Annotated in this window: 15 protein-coding genes and 1 pseudogene; 7 read left to right on the top strand and 9 right to left on the bottom strand. The window is 48.5% G+C overall.

Annotated features, from left to right (window positions below; translation table 11 throughout):
* Positions 1-118: 118 nt before the first annotated feature.
* Positions 119-1,729 carry an amidohydrolase family protein gene (locus tag G459_RS0105960; protein ID WP_026966822.1) on the bottom strand — a complete coding sequence of 537 codons (1,611 nt, stop codon included), beginning with the start codon at positions 1,727-1,729 and terminating at the stop codon, positions 119-121.
* Positions 1,730-2,022: 293 nt separating this feature from the next.
* Between G459_RS0105960 and G459_RS0105955 the strand changes: the two genes are divergently transcribed.
* The 3 genes from G459_RS0105955 (at position 2,023) to G459_RS26935 (ending at position 6,146) form a co-directional block, all read left to right on the top strand.
* The gene (locus tag G459_RS0105955; protein WP_026966821.1) at positions 2,023-3,525 is read left to right on the top strand and encodes a calcineurin-like phosphoesterase C-terminal domain-containing protein; all 1,503 of its coding nucleotides are present in this window, start codon (positions 2,023-2,025) and stop codon (positions 3,523-3,525) included.
* 159 nt (positions 3,526-3,684) lie between these two features.
* Positions 3,685-4,782 carry a hypothetical protein gene (locus G459_RS0105950; RefSeq protein WP_157373284.1) on the top strand — a complete coding sequence of 366 codons (1,098 nt, stop codon included), beginning with the start codon at positions 3,685-3,687 and terminating at the stop codon, positions 4,780-4,782.
* A 155-nt stretch (positions 4,783-4,937) separates the two neighbouring features.
* Positions 4,938-6,146, top strand: a complete 1,209-nt coding sequence (locus G459_RS26935; RefSeq protein ID WP_035455346.1) for a glucuronyl esterase domain-containing protein — start codon at positions 4,938-4,940, stop codon at positions 6,144-6,146.
* A gap of 116 nt (positions 6,147-6,262) precedes the next feature.
* Here G459_RS26935 and G459_RS0105940 read toward each other — a convergent pair whose 3' ends face one another.
* From G459_RS0105940 to G459_RS0105915, 5 genes are all read right to left on the bottom strand, one after another.
* Positions 6,263-6,706, bottom strand: a complete 444-nt coding sequence (locus G459_RS0105940; RefSeq protein ID WP_026966819.1) for a methyltransferase family protein — start codon at positions 6,704-6,706, stop codon at positions 6,263-6,265.
* A 56-nt stretch (positions 6,707-6,762) separates the two neighbouring features.
* Positions 6,763-7,314, bottom strand: coding sequence for a Crp/Fnr family transcriptional regulator (locus G459_RS0105935; protein ID WP_035455302.1), 552 nt, complete (start codon positions 7,312-7,314; stop codon positions 6,763-6,765).
* A gap of 113 nt (positions 7,315-7,427) precedes the next feature.
* Positions 7,428-8,183, bottom strand: a complete 756-nt coding sequence (locus G459_RS0105930) for a hypothetical protein (protein WP_051315092.1) — start codon at positions 8,181-8,183, stop codon at positions 7,428-7,430.
* Positions 8,184-8,346: 163 nt separating this feature from the next.
* Complete coding sequence (locus G459_RS0105925) at positions 8,347-8,856, bottom strand: outer membrane beta-barrel protein (protein ID WP_169725006.1); 510 nt, start codon at positions 8,854-8,856, stop codon at positions 8,347-8,349.
* Positions 8,857-9,452: 596 nt separating this feature from the next.
* A complete protein-coding gene (locus tag G459_RS0105915) occupies positions 9,453-11,231 on the bottom strand; it encodes a purple acid phosphatase family protein (protein WP_026966815.1) in 1,779 nt (592 codons plus the stop codon).
* A gap of 108 nt (positions 11,232-11,339) precedes the next feature.
* Here G459_RS0105915 and G459_RS28860 point away from each other — a divergent pair, with 108 nt between their 5' ends.
* The gene (locus tag G459_RS28860; RefSeq protein ID WP_051315091.1) at positions 11,340-13,157 is read left to right on the top strand and encodes a serine hydrolase; all 1,818 of its coding nucleotides are present in this window, start codon (positions 11,340-11,342) and stop codon (positions 13,155-13,157) included.
* Positions 13,158-13,254: 97 nt separating this feature from the next.
* Positions 13,255-13,626 (top strand): DUF2784 domain-containing protein, encoded by a 372-nt coding sequence (locus G459_RS0105905; protein WP_026966814.1) that lies wholly within the window; start codon positions 13,255-13,257, stop codon positions 13,624-13,626.
* A 253-nt stretch (positions 13,627-13,879) separates the two neighbouring features.
* Here the strand turns inward: G459_RS0105905 and G459_RS0105900 are convergent, their stop codons facing one another.
* The gene (locus G459_RS0105900) at positions 13,880-14,227 is read right to left on the bottom strand and encodes a PKD domain-containing protein (protein WP_026966813.1); all 348 of its coding nucleotides are present in this window, start codon (positions 14,225-14,227) and stop codon (positions 13,880-13,882) included.
* Positions 14,228-14,239: 12 nt separating this feature from the next.
* Complete coding sequence (locus tag G459_RS0105895) at positions 14,240-14,467, bottom strand: hypothetical protein (RefSeq protein WP_026966812.1); 228 nt, start codon at positions 14,465-14,467, stop codon at positions 14,240-14,242.
* Positions 14,468-14,767: 300 nt separating this feature from the next.
* Here G459_RS0105895 and lepB point away from each other — a divergent pair, with 300 nt between their 5' ends.
* Positions 14,768-15,865 carry a signal peptidase I gene (lepB, locus tag G459_RS0105890; protein ID WP_026966811.1) on the top strand — a complete coding sequence of 366 codons (1,098 nt, stop codon included), beginning with the start codon at positions 14,768-14,770 and terminating at the stop codon, positions 15,863-15,865.
* A 120-nt stretch (positions 15,866-15,985) separates the two neighbouring features.
* On the opposite strand, the gene G459_RS0105885 is transcribed toward lepB, so the two are convergent.
* Complete coding sequence (locus tag G459_RS0105885) at positions 15,986-16,306, bottom strand: hypothetical protein (RefSeq protein WP_051315089.1); 321 nt, start codon at positions 16,304-16,306, stop codon at positions 15,986-15,988.
* A gap of 69 nt (positions 16,307-16,375) precedes the next feature.
* Here G459_RS0105885 and G459_RS26925 point away from each other — a divergent pair.
* Positions 16,376-16,682: pseudogene (locus G459_RS26925) on the top strand (transposase family protein); the annotation flags it as partial.

Here is a 16,682-nt window from a genome sequence, read left to right as displayed (position 1 = left end):
TGTGCTGATTTCTTTGAGATACGATTTACGTTCTCTGAAAGTACAAGCTATGAAGTACTTTGCCACCTGACAACCCTAATTTCCCAATCCTTCACTGCGGACAAGTTTTTCAAATCGCTTATACCGGATAGTTTTCGATCACAAAAGCTTCGGCGTTGTTGTAGCAGAAATCGTCGACCAGCTTTTCGGCGTCTTCGCGGGAATTGATGTGGACGAGATGCTTTGCAGCTGGATTTTTGCGGGCTTGGTCGATCACTTCTACCAGGTCTTCTGCAAACTTCCCATATTCCAAGGCCGTGGGGTAGGCATTGACCGGATCGATCAGACCTTCGAAGTCGGTACCGAGTGTTAGGGACTTCCAGATTTCGGGTTTTTGAGCTTCGTTTAGCCTCGGGTTTTCGTAGGCGCTGAGGACGATGGCTTCGATATTTTCCCAGATCAGCAGGATTCCGTTGCGCTTGCTTTCAGGATCTTTGAGGTCTTTTTTGGTAATGCCGAGGATGCGCTGGTCAAAGGAAATCCCAAACATTCCCCGCGTCTTAACGATCATTTCGATGTCTTCGTCGCACATGTTGATATTCCAAGCGTTGAACTTCCCGCTTTTTTTGTCGCAGTAGTCGTCTTTCTCCTCTTTTTCGCAGCGAATATGCTCTGCCAGCGATTCGATACCGGAATAGCCACAGTGCGAAGCGATGACCGGAACCCGGTCTCCCTTTTCCAAGCACTCATTGACCAGTTGATAGTATTCCACCCGTGACTTGGCAGCCATGTGCTTCACGTCGATCAGGATCCGATAGCCAAGGCCTGGGTCACGCGCTCCCCGGAGGTTCAGTCCGAGAAATTCGCGGACAATCCGGTGTCCGTTTCGCCGAAAACCCGTATTCGTGTGCTGTCCCTGCTTCATCAGGATCTTCCCCATATCCGGAATCGAGTGGGCATGGCCGCAGAACTGGTTGTCGAAATGGTGGGAGAACGTGATGAAAAATACCGGTGCCTCCCACATCTCTTTGATGAATTTGATCCGGTCGGAGGCGTCCTGAACGCTCTTGCAACTCTCCCGTCCCAAGGCGTGAGCGCCCTCGATGGTGAGGATCATGGTGATCTCAGAGTCGTCGGCCAGTGATCGGAGGAGTTCGGCCCGGTCCTTTGGCACCCGATAGGAAGCATTCTCCGCGACATAGGAATTGGGGTCTTCCTTGGCCCGTTTCGCAGCTTCTTTTTCATCTCCGAAAAGCGCCGAAGGCACGTGGATTTCATTTTGGGCGATGCGCTTGCCGGAGTCGAGCAGTACAAAATCCTTCTCCTTGTTCAGTGCCTCCCAATAGTCGTACTCTTCAGATTGGAAAAAATCGATGACCTTGTCCGGAATCCGCATAAATGCCGTCTGTAGGAGGTCTCTTTTCAGTCCGGAATGACCCAAGATACCTCTCGCGGCGAAATTGTACCATTTGTCTTCCTTGATCTTGGGGTCCATCCCTTTTACAAACTCCCGCTCTAGTGGGTAGAGGGAGTTGAAGGTGAGGCGGAGGTTGCCATTCCAGCATTTGACCAAGTCAATCTGGCTGTAGCTGGCGCCCATCTTTCCTTTTTCCTTGTTCTTGGAGTTGGAGGCGATGACGGTCCAAGGGCTGAATTCACCCTTTCGCTTGAATTTTTTTGCCTTTTCCTGCATGTGAAAATGTGCCCGCATGTGATTGTGGCAGTGCAGATCTGAAAATCTTCTTTTCATGGGTTTGGTTAAAAATCGGTGAGGAAACTTTTGAAAAACGCCTGTGTAAAAAAGTAACAGGCCAAACGCTTTCGCTTGAACTTCAGGCTGTAAGCGGATTATAATTTCTAAATAAATCTCCTTAATATCAAAAGCCGAAGATCAATTTTCCTTTTAGCCCTGGGTTAAGAAATTGAGAAGTTTGATGAAATGCCTTTTTGATTTCCGGTGACTTTACAACTTTGGGCAGCAAAGTCTACCGACTATGCTCATCGAAGCGAGACTTTTAGTAACCAATAACCAATAACCAACCTATGTTCAAGAGAAGAGAGTTTATCAAAAGCCTCGGGCTGACCTCGGTCGCCTGGCTGGGAATGGGCGACGCCGTGCTGGCAGAGATCCAAAGAGAACTGCCGCTTCATCGCGCCCCTACATTCTTTAGTCCGATCCGAATCAAAGGCAAAGTGAGTTCCGCAGGCAAAGGACTGGCAGGAGTAGCCGTCTCTGACGGCCGCATCGTAGCCCAAACCGATTCCAACGGGGAGTTTGATTTCATCTCCGGCAACGATCGGGATTTGGTTTTTGTGTCTTTGCCAGCTGGCTTTGAAATCGCAAGACAAGCGAACGGGTCCGCCGCCTTTTTTAAGAAATTAGACCCTTCTAAGGCAGAACAGAGTTTTACTTTTGATTTGAAAAAAGCTGCCAACTCGGATGAAAACCATCATTTCCTCCTGCTTTCGGATACACAGATCCAAGACGAGTACGACGCGGGTCAACTGCTCACCGTGGCCGCTCCTGACGTCCAAAAGACCATCGCCGCGCTCAACGATCCAAACCTCTTTGGGATCGGTTGCGGGGACTTGGTGTACGATAAGCTGGAGCTTTTCAGAGAATACAATCAGTCCGTGCAGATGTACAATACGCCGTTCTTTCAGGTGATGGGCAACCATGATCTGGACTTTGGCGGTCGGTCTGACTCCACCACGACGGGGACTTTTAAGGGGCATTTCGGCCCGACGTACTATTCCTGGAATAGGGGAGAAGTTCACTATGTGGTCTTGGATGACGTGTTTTACTTGGGGAGGATTGGCGAGGGGACAAAGTACATCGGCCACATTCCTGAGGAGCAGATGGCCTGGCTGGAGCAGGATTTGGCTTTGGTAGAAAAAGGCAAGACCGTCGTCGTTTCCCTGCACATCCCGTCCTACACAGGAGCAGTGACCCGCTATCCAGATCGCGACACACTGGGCGGAACGGTCAGCAACCGGGAGCATCTGTACCGGATGCTGGAAGGCTACAATGCGCACCTGCTGTCTGGACACACCCATTTCAACGACAACATGATCAGCGGGCACGTGTATGAACATTGCCACGGGACTGTCTGCGGTGCCTGGTGGTCCGGGCCGATCTGCTACGACGGCACGCCAAACGGCTATGCGGTCTACGAAGCCAGGGGCTCGGAGTTGAAATGGCAGTACAAAGGCACGGGATTGGATATCAACGAGCAATTCCGGGTGTACAAGACCGGCTACCACAAAGATTTCCCGGATCAAATGTCCCTCAACTGCTGGAACTACGATCCGGCCTGGGAGATCAGCTGGTACGAAAATGGGGTCAAAAAAGGATCGCCGGAGAAGAAGGTGGCTTTGGATCCCTGGAGCGTGGAACTGCACTCAGGGCCTACGCTGCCTTCCCGCAGAAGTTGGGTGGAGCCACAGCTGAATGATCACATGTTCTTCTTCAAACCGGAGTCGACCGACAATCTCGTCGTGGAGGCAAAGGACCGGTTTGGGAACGTGTATTCGAAAAGGATCTAAAGCGGGGAAGGGAGATTTGGGACGGAATAAGGAAGACCGGAGACGGAAGATTGATTGCTGTCCGATGCGCGATGACTGATGTTTTGAACTGCAAACTGCGACTGATCACTGGTGACTGCCCCTGTTTTCTCTTAGGTAAATTTGCCCTATATTCCTCTGGTGAGGACCCTGTTAGCTTTCTGTTTTTGCGCCATCCTTCTGGCTTTTGAGGTTTCAGCACAAAAAGTCGTGTTGAATCTAAGTCCTGTCGAAAATCAGATCCTGGTGACAGACTATCGATTTATCGAGGTGTTAGATCACAGGATTAGGAAGTCTGACATCGGAGAAGTGTATGAGCGCGCGGGATATAAGCTTCCGGTGACTGTCCAAGGCGGGATGGTGCCCTCGGCAAGTCGGTTTTTCAGCGAGAGCATCCTTCCCATTGATTCGGCGGAGAAAGAAATCCAAGTTCGGATTCTGGAGTTGGAACTGATAGAAAGATTGAATCCGGAGACTGGACTGTACGAAGGGGACGTTCAATTGGGGCTTGGATTCTATGTGATCGGCAGCTTCGATCCGGTTCATTTGCTGGACTATGCGGGTTCGATCCAATACCAGCGATCGGGTTTTAGGATGGATCGAGTGGAGACCGTGCTCAACAAGTTGTTTTCCAATTCCCTGGTTTATTTTGACTCTTGGATAAAAAGCCAGGCGCTGAATACGCGGGCTTTGGCGAAGACTTTCCGCTTGGACATCATCGAGCAAGACAAGATTTCTACCGGAGAGAAGGTGTTCTATGACCCAGACCGCCCCTTGGTTTGGAGTGACTTCAAGGCTCGTCCCAGCCCGGGTAGCCGCAACAACGCGACCATCTTTACCAGCTTCTCTCTGGAGGGGATTTCGCTGATGGACTCGGGTTCGGTTGTGCAGACGCTGGAGCTCAACGTCTACATGCTACCCATGCAGTCTTGGGTCAGAACGCCCAATGACTATGGACTGAATCACGAACAGCGGCATTTTGACATCGTCAGGATCGTGGCGGATCGATTGATCTACCGATTGGAAAATGCCGGTCTGAGCCTGGACTTCTACCAAGCCCAGATCAACGAAGCGTATTTGGACGCCTATCGTGAAATGAACCGCTTGCAGGAACTGTACGAAAAGGGAGTGGACCACGGCCTCGACCCCGAAGGCCAGGAAACCTGGAACGGCTGGATCGATGAAGCTTTGGAGGGAGACTGGGGGAGGATTGAAGCGCTGTTGCAATCTCCGCGATAGCGTATATAGTTGGACTATCCACGAACGAAGAGGCCCATATTCCGGAAAATTAAGTACTTTAAAAGTGGAGTTCTTTTTCGCTGCTAGTGGAGACTTTTTTATCCATCGGGATTGACGGCGAAGGAGGACTGCTATTCAAAAAAAGATACCTACCCATGAATGCAATTCAAAGGTGCGTGGCAGCGATGACGTTTCTTGGTTTTTTAGGTGCGCAGCAACCAATGATGGCGCAGCGCCCGATACATTATGATGAAAGCAAGGTACCGGATTTGATATTGCCGGATGTCTTGGTTGGCTACGACGGAAGCCTGGTCCGCACACCTGGCGATTGGGAAAACAAAAGAAGGCCTGAGCTTGTGGCCAAGTTCGCGGATCAAGTCTATGGCCAACTTCCCAAAGATTTTGACAAGATTGGCTTCGGAGTGCAAATTCAACCGAATCATCCCCACTCGGAGTATTCCACTCTGAAGCAAGTGGCGATAGATGTCTCCAGAAATGGCAAGACACAGACCATGCATCTGAAGCTGTACCTGCCAAAGAACGCCACTGCACCCATGCCGGTGTTTGTCCTGATTAGTCACAGAGATGTGGAGAAGTTGACAGCAGATACCGAAAACCGCTTTTTTCCGGTAGAGCAAATTGTGAACCGTGGGTATGCCGCGGCGATCTTTGACGTGGAGTTCGTGTCCCCTGATGATCCAGATCGATACACCGAAGGCATCTTGGACGAACTCTACCCGGAGCAAAAGTCGATGCCGAATGGAATGAAGGGCTTGTCAGCCTGGGCTTGGGGAGCGATGCGTGTGATGGATTACCTGGAGAAAGATCCCGAAGTCGATGCATCCAGAGCCGTGGTGATCGGCCATAGCCGTGGAGGCAAAGCTGCCCTATGGACTGGAGCAAATGACACACGCTGGGCGATTACCGTTTCCAATGAATCTGGCTGTGGGGGAGCTGCCCTGTCCAAGCGGATGATTGGAGAGACGGTACACCGGATCAATACCGGTTTTCCATACTGGTTTAGTGAAAATTTCAAAAACTACAATGACAGAGAAGAGCAGCTTCCCCTCGATCAGCATCAGCTTATAGCGAGTATTGCGCCTCGTGCGGTGTATGTGGGGAGCTCCAAAGACGACACTTGGGCTGATCCCAAAGGAGAGTTTTTGTCTCTCAAGATCGGAAGTCGGGTATATTCGGAGATCTATGGCGTTCCGTTGGAGTTTCCGGAGGACTTCAAGATGGAGGTCCAGACGATCCACCAGCGAAACGTAGGCTACCACCTACGTGAAGGCGAGCACGATCTGACCGCCTACGACTGGGAAAAGGTTCTGGATTTTGCGGACATGCAGTTTAAGTTGAAGTAAAGCCGGAAACCTATGCTACCGACGGTAGTAATCCTGATTTTTGCTGAATTAGTTTTTTGGGAGCCGGGCTAAGGGGCACACTCGTTCCGGTGGCAGGTGAGCATTGCGAGATGCGCTCAAAGCCATCTTCTTACAGCCTTCTTATAGTCATCATACGCCTGCCCGAATTGCTTTTTCATCTTCCTTTCTTCAAAGGGGATGTACCAAAACTGAGTCACACCAAAAAATACCATGACCGGCAAAAACGGCGACGCCGAGCCCAACAGGATCGTCAACCCCAGCAAAACCAACAGGAAACCCACGTAGATCGGATTTCTGCTGTACCGGAACAGCCCTTGGGTCACCAATTGTCTGGGATCCTTGAAGGTGTGGATCTCTGTATCCACCTTTGAGAACTGCGTGCTCGCTTTCTTGGCGAAGCTCAGACCCAACAGGATGGGAATGAGTCCTAACAGGTTGAAAGGAAAGAAAATCAGAGACTTGATGGGGAAAGTGAAATGTAGAGCAACCATCGTCACTGCCGAGAGAACCAGGAGCACGGGCGGGATCAATTTTTTCATGCCTTTTTGTATTTTACATCAGGCACGAAAATTAGCCCGCCACCAGACCTATTGCATTAACATAGGTTAATGAGCCCCATCTTTCTCCTGATTCTACTCAAGGCAATGGGGGTGACGCCCAGATAGGAAGCGATGATCCGTTGCGTCACGCGAGCTTCCAGCTCTGGATAGTCAATCAAAAACTGCCTGTAACGGGCTTCTGCATCCAAAAACAGGAATTCCCTTTCACGTTTCTCTTTCACCGCATATCCTTTCTCCAGGAATGCGATCAGCAACCTGTCCCATTTGGGATCCTGTGCCCGGAGCTTCTTCCAGGTGTCAAAGGTGATCTCCACCGTCGTGGCTTCTTCTATTGCTTCGATAAAAAAATGGGACCGCGTCCCACTGACCATCGCCGAATAGGCACTCAAGATCGATCCCTCCGGCATAAATACCTTGGTAAATTCTTTCCCCTCGCCAGTCAGGTAGTAGTACCGGAACAGCCCCTTTTTCACGATAGCAATCTTCTGCGGGATCTGGTCTTTTTTGACAAAGTTCTCTCCGGGTTTATACGTTTTTTTCGTACCGTGAAGCTCCAGAGACGCCATGAGAGAAAGAAGACTGTCCATGTTGGTTGGGAAAAGTGTTTCGATGCTGTGAATATATCGTTACACAGACGAGGTAAGGCCAGCTTTAGATGTTCTTTTAAACAGAATCCTCCTGAAAGGAGAGAGCCAACTGATTATCCTGCCTGCCCAAGGAAATAGAGCAGTGCAATCAACAGGCAAATTCCGAGCATCCAACCCAGAGTGACTTTCCAACCCGGCATGGGGCCATCGGTTAGCACCTTAACACCAAGAGGGACAAGGGCAGCACACAACCCGGCCGCCGCGAGTACAGAAAACAAGGTGGTGCCTTTGAGCACACCCATCATCAGTCCTGCCATCAGCCCAAGACAAATAGATCGAATCAGGCCAAGCGTGCCGGAGAGATAAGCCCCGAGCGCCAAGATCAGCCATCCAAACAGGATGGTACCGTTGAGAGTCGCCATCAGGTTAAAAGCTCCGTATGAGTCGGCAATCGTCTTTGTAGCAGATTCCAGTCCCTGGACATTCACCAGCTGGAAAGCAAGATGGTTGATGCCGCCCTGAAAGGTCCGGGCAAAAAGCCCCAGCATGACAAACATCCCGCCCCACAAGGCTAATTGACTTTTCTTTTTCCCGATCATCCTAGCTAGGGTGATAATGGCGGGAAACAATAGAATATTGCCGAAGATGAAGAAATTGTAAGAAGCCACCATCAGTGTGGGGTGGTCTCGAAAGGCTTCAAGCTGCTGGGGAAAGAAGAAATGAAACTGGATCCTAAGCAGCATTCCGACTAGAAAAAGGATCGGGGCGAGTACCATTGAGATGCCGCCGATCCATCTGCCGGGAAACCAGAAATCGTCGTTCACAGGTAAATGGTCAATATTTCTATTCAAGACATTCTTCAAATACATTGATGGGTAGGTATTTCTAAATATAATCTATCGGCATCTAATCACTCGTCGGCGGGATCGCACCGATCTCCCTTTGTCTAAGATCGGTGCATTTTAATTTGCAAAGTTATACTGATGTGGCAAGCAGATACACAAAGGCGCTATTTTTCAGTAATTGAATATTTTATTGTTTGAAAGTGTAGTAGATACCGACGTTGAATAGAGACTGAGGAGACATATTGAAGTCGAGTTTAAAATCCTCTTGAATATATCCCAGCGAGCCTACTCTACCAACAATACCCCATCGCTCGGCGACAGCATATGCAAATCCCGCGTCTAAGAAAGCGTCAAAGTAATCCGTTGTGGTACTGGTGCCGCCGGTCTCGTATTTACTGCTTACGTACCGTGCATTAAGCCCTGCATACAGAGAAAATTTCTCACCTACCGGCCACCACTTTCTAATGTATAAATGTGGGGCTATATCGGTTGTCTTGGTGCCTTCCATATCACTTCCACCAAAGGACAAGACGGCCCCCAGTTGAATGTCGTCTTTTAACCAAGTGCCAATTTCCGGTCCTACTTTCCATTGATCACCTCCAAAAGCCACCGCGCCTCCTATATAGGCGCTTCCTTTTTGTGCATAAGTGGCGGTCGCCATTAGCGCTAATACCACAATCGTAACAATTTTTTTCATGGTCATAAGTGTTTAGATAAAAGTTGTTTAAACTTTTAAGTTAAAGATATTTTTAAACAAAATCATCTTTATGCTCTTTCCCAATGCAGCAGTAATACACCGGAGAAGACTTATGTCCAGCCACCCAAACTGAACTTTAACTACACCCAGTTCCAAAAAGTCTAAGCCCCAACATATGAGAGCGACTCGACCGACATCCAGTTATACCAGGACAATTTGATAATTTAAAACAGCAGCAACATTTTGGCTGCTGTGTACAATGAATTAAAAAGTAATCCCTTCCACACTATAGTATGATCAAAAGGCCCGTTGGCTATCATTTTAGGAATGCAGTTGCCTTTATACTTCGCCCGCGAGAAAGTACCTACGTTGGTGGGCCGTGTTTTTGGGATTGATTTCAATAGAACTGACATAGCCAGTAAAGAAGACTACGCTCCAGGGCTTTTTGGGCTCGTCTGACCGGATTTTAACAAATTAACCCCGTTCCTCCAAAGCACTGGAATGGAACGGGGTTTTGGATTTTGAGATGCGAAGGCGGAAGGAATTCTGAACTTCCTCTTATCTCCACTTTGCTGAGCCTAAGAGCGGTATTTGCTTTATTTTTTGATCGAAAACTGATCCAACAATTCCCCGTTGGCCAGGTAGGAACTCAGCGTAAGTGTATTCCCTTTGATCTCAATGTTTTGATAGAGGTAGTCGTTAGGATACGACAAAACGGTAATCGAACCGTCTTGCTTTTCACTTTCGAATCCCTTGCCGTGGGCGGAAGCCGAGTGAACCAAGATCAGGTTGGAATCTGATCCCGGTTTGAACTCCTTCAGAGGCTTGGAGCGCATGTAATAGTGGAAATGACCGCTGAAATAGAGGTCTACCCCGTGTTTTTCGAGAACGGGAATCCAAGAATCCTGGATTTCAGGATAGGGCTCCACGGAATTGTAGGCGGGGAAGTGAACGGTCAAGAACTTCCATTTGGCGGGGTTTTCACTCAGGGTTTTTTCCAGCCAAGCCGCCTGATCGGGAACGGAGAGCGTACCGTCCAGCATCAGAAACAGGGCTTCCCCATAGATGAAGAAATAGGATCGTTCCGCGTATCCATCACCGGGACCATTGCGGGGCAGGTCGAACTGCGCCTCATACATCCATGCTCCCAGCCCATCCTGAGAATCGTGGTTTCCAGGTACTGGCATAAATGGCCGGTTGGCAAAGCTGTCGCCTGTGTATCCCAATAGCTTGTCCCAGTCATCACGGTGCAGTCCGGTATTCACCAGATCCCCTGAGGAAATGTAGAATTTGGTTTCCGGGAACCTCGCCGTGGCATCTTTTGCAAGTTGGCCTGTCTTGGCATCGTTATGCATGTCGCCAAACCAGATGAATGAAAAGTCCTTTAGGGCCTCCGGCTCGGTCTGGAAGGAGTGGATCTTGCCGGTTTGTTGTTGGCTTCGGATTCGGTATTCGTAGGTCGTACCGGGACTCAGATCGACAAGCCGGGCGGTATGCCGAAGCGTAAAGCGGTCATTTTGCAAAAGCCGGTCCTCCATCTCCTGAGAGCTGGATCGAAGCTTGAGTGTGTCCTGAGTCTCTTTTTTCCAATAATCCACCCAATACTCTGAGGAATTGGGAGAAGTTCGCCAATTAATGGAGATGGAGTTTTTAGGGTCCTGAACCCAATGGAGCGTAATCAAGTCCGGAGATTCGGATGATGGAAAATCGGTGTTTCTGAAGGCATTGACCAAGTGTGCTTCCCGCGCCCTCCCACGGATGGTGGTAAGCATCGATTCACCAAATAGTTGCTCCGGTACCTCGCTGATCTTTAGACCGTCCCAATCGTGGTAGGTAAAGGCTCCGGGCTGAAACTTCTCGATATGCTGGTGTGAAGGGAAGATCGGCTTGATTTCCAGCCGCTTTTCCGGATCCAGAGGCGCCAAGCTGATAAAGTAAACCGGACGGTGTTTGTCGAGGCCATTGATGCCCAGAGAGATTTTGCCCGCAGGTTCTTCTTTTTGCCAAACCTCATAGGTTGAGAGTTCATTCTTTACCTGAAGGGCGGTTTTCACAAAGCCTGATTTTTCCAACCAAAACGGAACAGTGCCTTGACTTACATCCCGCATCAGAGAAACCCGAACCGGCTGATTTACTTCGATCACCCAATATTGAGAGCTCAGAACCTGTTTTTCGTCCGCAGACAGGTAGTGCAAGAAAAACTCCTCATCGAGCAGGTTGAGGCTGTCTGACGGGATTTCATCGTAAAGTCGGGTCACAATCCCGTCCACAGTTGACTTGAGATCAGGAAGCGGTTTTTGCGGGGATGTGCAAAATGTAAGTCCGGCAAAGGAAAAGCCCAGGAGAAGCCTGAAGTAGCTGTTTCGGTAATTCATCGACACAAATCAAATGGTAACTAGTCTTTATAAGTACCCGATTGCTGGAAAAAGGGACTACCACATTATTTTCTTATCTTCCTTCTCCCCAAAAAATCACAAGAATCCATGAAAAATCTGCTCCCGTTGATCTTGGTTTTTATTCTTTTCCAATCCTGTAAGGAAGATCACGCTGCCACAACAGATTCCGATAAGATCGCCCAGACAGAACGCGGTCTCAGCAATCAGGTGGTGATTGAAGGGGATTCTACCTGGACCATCGAGGAGCGGATGGCGCATTATGGCGTGCCCGGAGTAAGTATCGCGGTGATCTATGACGGCAAGATTGCCTGGATCAAAACCTACGGCATCATGGATAAGGAGGACAAAACCCCGGTGACCGGAGAGACGCTTTTCCAGGCTGGGTCCATCAGCAAGCCGGTAGCGGCGTATGGCGCACTCAAACTCGTCGAGCAGGGCAAAATTGGTTTGGAAGAGGACGTCAACAACTACCTGACAACCTGGAAACTTCCCGACAGTGAGTTTACTGCCGACAAGAAAGTTACGCTGAAGAACATGCTCAACCACTCGGCGGGGCTCACCGTGCACGGGTTTTTGGGTTACAGCCCCGGCCTGCCCGTTCCCACTTTGGTGGAAGTATTAAACGGTACGCCTCCCTCCAATTCAGCGGCAATCTTTGTCAACAAAATGCCGGAGGAAAGCTTTAGATATTCCGGTGGAGGATACACCGTGATGCAGCAGATGATGATCGACGTATCGGGAAAGCCCTTTCCGGAGTTGATGAAGGAATCGGTTCTCCTAGCTCTGGGGATGGCTCACAGCACCTATGACCAGCCGTTGCAAGGCGAACAATTGAAGATGGCCGCCACGGGATATTTGCCGGACGGCACCATGACTAAGGGTAAAAGACACACCTATCCGGAGATGGCGGCCGCGGGACTGTGGACCACGGCAGAGGACCTCGCCAAGTTTGCGGTGAATATCCAGCAGACTTTGAAAAGCGGTACTGAAACGGTCCTTTCAAAGGACATGACTTCCCTGATGCTCACTCCATTTGTGGAGGATTTTACCGGACTGGGTCTTTTCATTACCAAGATGAAAGACGAGGTCTATTTTGGTCACGGCGGTTGGGATGAGGGATTCTCCAGCGAGATGATCGCCCACAAAGACAAAGGATACGGGGTAGTCGTCTTGACCAATTCCAACCATCCTGAATTCATCTCCGAACTGATTCGCTCCGTTGCGCTGACCTATGACTGGGATGATTTCGTGCCGAAATATGAGCGAAAGCCACTTTCCGCCGAGGAAGCCAGCCAGAATACGGGCAGGTATCAGATCGACGGGAACTGGTTCGTCGAGATTTTTGAAAAAGACGGCAACCTGTACAGCAAAGGCCTGCTCGATGAACCCGTTGAATTGGTCAAGATATCCGATAGCCTCTATATCCGAAGGGACAATACCCAGCATATCCAGTTCAAAGTGAATCCCAATAGCGGAAAACGTGAATTGCTTGCCCTCAACCCTGATTCCGGAGTCACCGAAATGGACATGGCTAGGATGGAGGACGGGAAAAAAGTCCCAATCGAATTGCTGATCGCAGGGGAATTTGACGCAGCGCTGAGGGAGTATCAAGCGGTGAAAAAGCAGAATCCCGATGATCCTACCATCCGAGAAGAAAATCTGAATTCTATGGGCTATCGATTTATGCAAGATGACAAATTGAAGTGGTCCAGGGACCTGTTCAAGATCAATATGCTCCTCTACCCCGAGAGTGCCAATGTGTATGACAGCTATGCCGAGGCCTGCATGAAATTGGGAGACACAGACCTTGCCATCGAAAACTATAAAAAGTCCCTCAGCCTCGATCCCAAAAATCCCAATGCCGAAAAGATGATCGTCGAACTGCAGGAGAAAAAGGGAGTTTAGAGACACCCAACTTTAGGCTTTTATTGACGCTTTAATCGCAGACTCGCAACTTGAGTGGATAGTCTCATCCTTGTTCCAAGGACTTATACGATTGGATATGTGGCTGAACCTACTCGATTACTTTTTTACCGCGCTTCACCTACTGATCGTCGGGTTTAATCTTTTGGGCTGGATCTGGCCTGCCACGAGGCGGCTGCATCTCTGGTGTGTATTGCTGACTGCTGCATCCTGGCTCGGGTTGGGAATCTGGTTCGGGATCGGCTATTGTCCTCTCACCGATTGGCAGTGGCAGGTGAAATCGAAACTGGGAGAAACAGATTTGCCCAATTCGTTCATTAAATACTGGGTAGATAAGGTGGCCGGCATAGACTCAGACCCAGTTTTAATCGACGTGATTACAGCCATAGCCTTTGCCATTGTATTCTTGCTGGCTATCTATTACAACATCCTGAAAAAGAGAAAGCGATGAAATAAATCGTCCATCCCTTTGGGAGCGGCGAGCGTTTAGAATTTGTCCACCAGACAAATCCAGCGAGCCGCCAGCTGTAGCGCGGAAAGGGTTATTTCGTATTAATGCCGTAGGCCTGCCTGTCCGGTAGGCAGGTATGAACGATTGTCTAGCTCATCCATGGTTGGTGAGTAGAGTCGAATCAATCCGAACTATTAATGGCTGGAATTGAAGATGGGTGTTGGCCAGCCTCCCCATTTGCCGTTTTTTTGGCCTAAGGAATCGTGACTGATTTTTTTATTTCGAAAGAGCAAACATCTGCCAGGTGGACGTTGGCCGATACATTCGCGGTTTCTGGTGCGGAGTAGGTGTGGGTCACAGTGAGACCCTTTACATTTTGTGTGGAGCCATCGCCAAAATCCCAATCCACGGAGCTCACGGTATGACTGCCGATATACGCTATCGTAAATGTCACTTCCCGTGCGTTTGACGCGCTAGCCTCGTGCTTCATCGTGGTAAAGGCAGATTCACCCACGCAATCAGTGATGTCCTCAAGAACGTCTTTACAGGAAGTCATTGCAATCAAAATCAAAGACAAGACGGCGAAAAATTTAATCCTCATATTCCAGATATTTTATTTTGGACGCAAGTTAGAGATACAGACCGAAGTATCTCCTCCCTTGAGTTGAAACCGGGCATAATTGCTTTCAAACCAGCCGCTGTAGGTTGTGTCCGTTCTGAGATCATCCAGTTCAATGGGGCCTGCCAGGTGTTTGTCTCCGTTTGAATTGACGTAGCTGAGTGGCGATTGAGCGATCGCAAATTGCGAAGCGAAGAAAAAAACTAGCAGAAAATATTTCATGCGTCGAGCTTAAAGTTGACGCAATTTATAGTGTGAAATCCTGAGCAGAGCGAATAAGTTTGTTTTTTAATTGCCCTCTCAAAAAAAATACATTGGTGGGCCAAGTTCTATTTTTACTAAAAGGCCGTTTTTTTGGGCCTCTAAATTTTTTGACAAAACCTTTCAATTAGAAAATCCGGATTTTCGAGGAGGTTGAAAACGTTAAATACCTTTAATTCAATGGAAAAGAAGCTATTATTCTAACCCTAAATTCTATTTTTAAGCTTCCTGACTCCTCCATTGTTTCTAAAATTCCCCGGTATGAAAACGAACCCAACTATTAAAAAATCAAAATTTATTGAGTGGCGAAATGCACTGGTATTTGCAGTAGTAGTTGCGACCTTTTTTCGATGGTCATTGGCCGAAGCCTATGTCATTCCGACTGGATCGATGGAAAACTCGGTATTGGTTGGAGATTATATCCTGGTTAGCAAAGTTCACTTTGGTCCCAGGACTCCACAAACTCTATTACAGCTTCCTTTGACTCATCAGAAAATTTGGGGAACCGAAATCCCATCCTATCTGGATTGGGTTCAAATCCCATCTTACCGATTTCCTGGATTTAGAAATGTGGAAAGGGGTGAAATTGTGGTTTTCAATGCTCCGAAAGATTTGCTGGAGCCGACAGATCGGCCTAATGATTTGATGACTTTACTTGTGAAGCGCTGTGTCGCCGTTTCGGGGGATGTCTTGGAAATCAAGGACAGGAAAATTTCCATTAATGGAAAAGAAACGGTCAATCCATCAGGGACGAAATTCCAATATGAAGTCACTACCAAATACCCACTTCAGCCTCTCCAGCTTGAAAATTTAGGTATAGGCAAAGAGGATTATTGGGCCTCGAAATATGTCGGGGAAAACAAAACAGTGTACAGCATGCTGTTGACCAATGGACAGATCGATAAAGTACAAAAAGCCCGGGATGTAGTTTCAGTTGAGGCCAGTTCCGGTTCACCAGTCGGCTTTCCGCTTTTTCCGGCACTGAAAAACGATACTTGGGATCTTCACAACTACGGCCCACTCACTGTGCCGCAGCAGGGAATGATGATTCAGGTCAATGAAATGACCTTGGACTTCTACGGTGAATTGATTGAAAAATACGAGGGGAATGAGCAGGTGAATGTTGCCAACGGACAATTGGAGATTGATGGGGAAAGGCTTGAAACCTATACGTTCAAGCAAGACTATTTCTTTATGATGGGAGATAGCAGGGACAATTCGATCGACTCTCGCTATTGGGGTTTTGTACCTGAGAGCCATATTATCGGCAAACCGATCATGGTTTTGTTTTCAAAAAATGTGGAGGGAGAAGGGCTGGACAAAGTTCGCTGGGAGCGGATATTTTCAACTGTTGAGTAGGGTAGTTTCCAGAACAGACAGCCCAATCCGAGATTTGATTTTAAAACGTTGCTTGGTAAATAGGGACTTTCGAGGTTGATTTGACGCTCTTGAACCCGTTACTGGCTTCGACGCGGATTTTCATATTGTTTTTTTTATTGCCTTTGCAACTGCCAGTTCGACATAAACCAACCCACACACGACCAGTATTTCCCCCAAAAAGTAAATCTTTCCGGCAAGGCTGATTTCGGAACCGGGGATAAATACAAGTCCCAGGGTAACGATGCAATAAAGCAGGTTGGCGATGCTGATGGCCTGGATAAATGGTGCCCAATTCCCCTTCAGAAATAAGAAACAGCAGGCCGAATAAATGCAGAATACCGCCGCAATTCCCGCCAGCAAAGTCAGTGTCCCAATCGCCACACCAACGAATTCATGGTAAGCTCTGAAGACTGCAAACAAAAGAAATGCAGTCAGTAAAGCGCCTAAACAATCGATTAGGAAGAGTTTTCTGGTTCTACCACGAATTTAATGGAAATGGTATCTTTAGGCAAAAAGATGTTCACAGAGAATTTTTTCACAAAGCTGCTTGATCTGGAAGACGGTTGGATAGTTGAATCTGTAGATTCGGATTTAACAAAGGAGGAGATCTACATACAGGTTGTTTGTGTGTTGGATCAATTGGAAGACGCTGGATCCGGAGAGTTCTGCAAGGTTTATGATTATGCGCCGGAGCGTTCTTGGAGGCATTTGGACACGATGCAATATAGGACTTACATCAAGTGTCGGCTCCCTCGAATCAAAGCCTCCGACGGAAAAGTAAAGACTGTTCAGCCCA

Source organism: Algoriphagus terrigena DSM 22685, from assembly GCF_000429445.1.
GTDB classification, from domain to species: Bacteria; Bacteroidota; Bacteroidia; order Cytophagales; family Cyclobacteriaceae; genus Algoriphagus; species Algoriphagus terrigena.
Note: the sequence above shows the minus strand (reverse complement) of the source record. Positions and strands in the feature narration are given on the sequence as shown.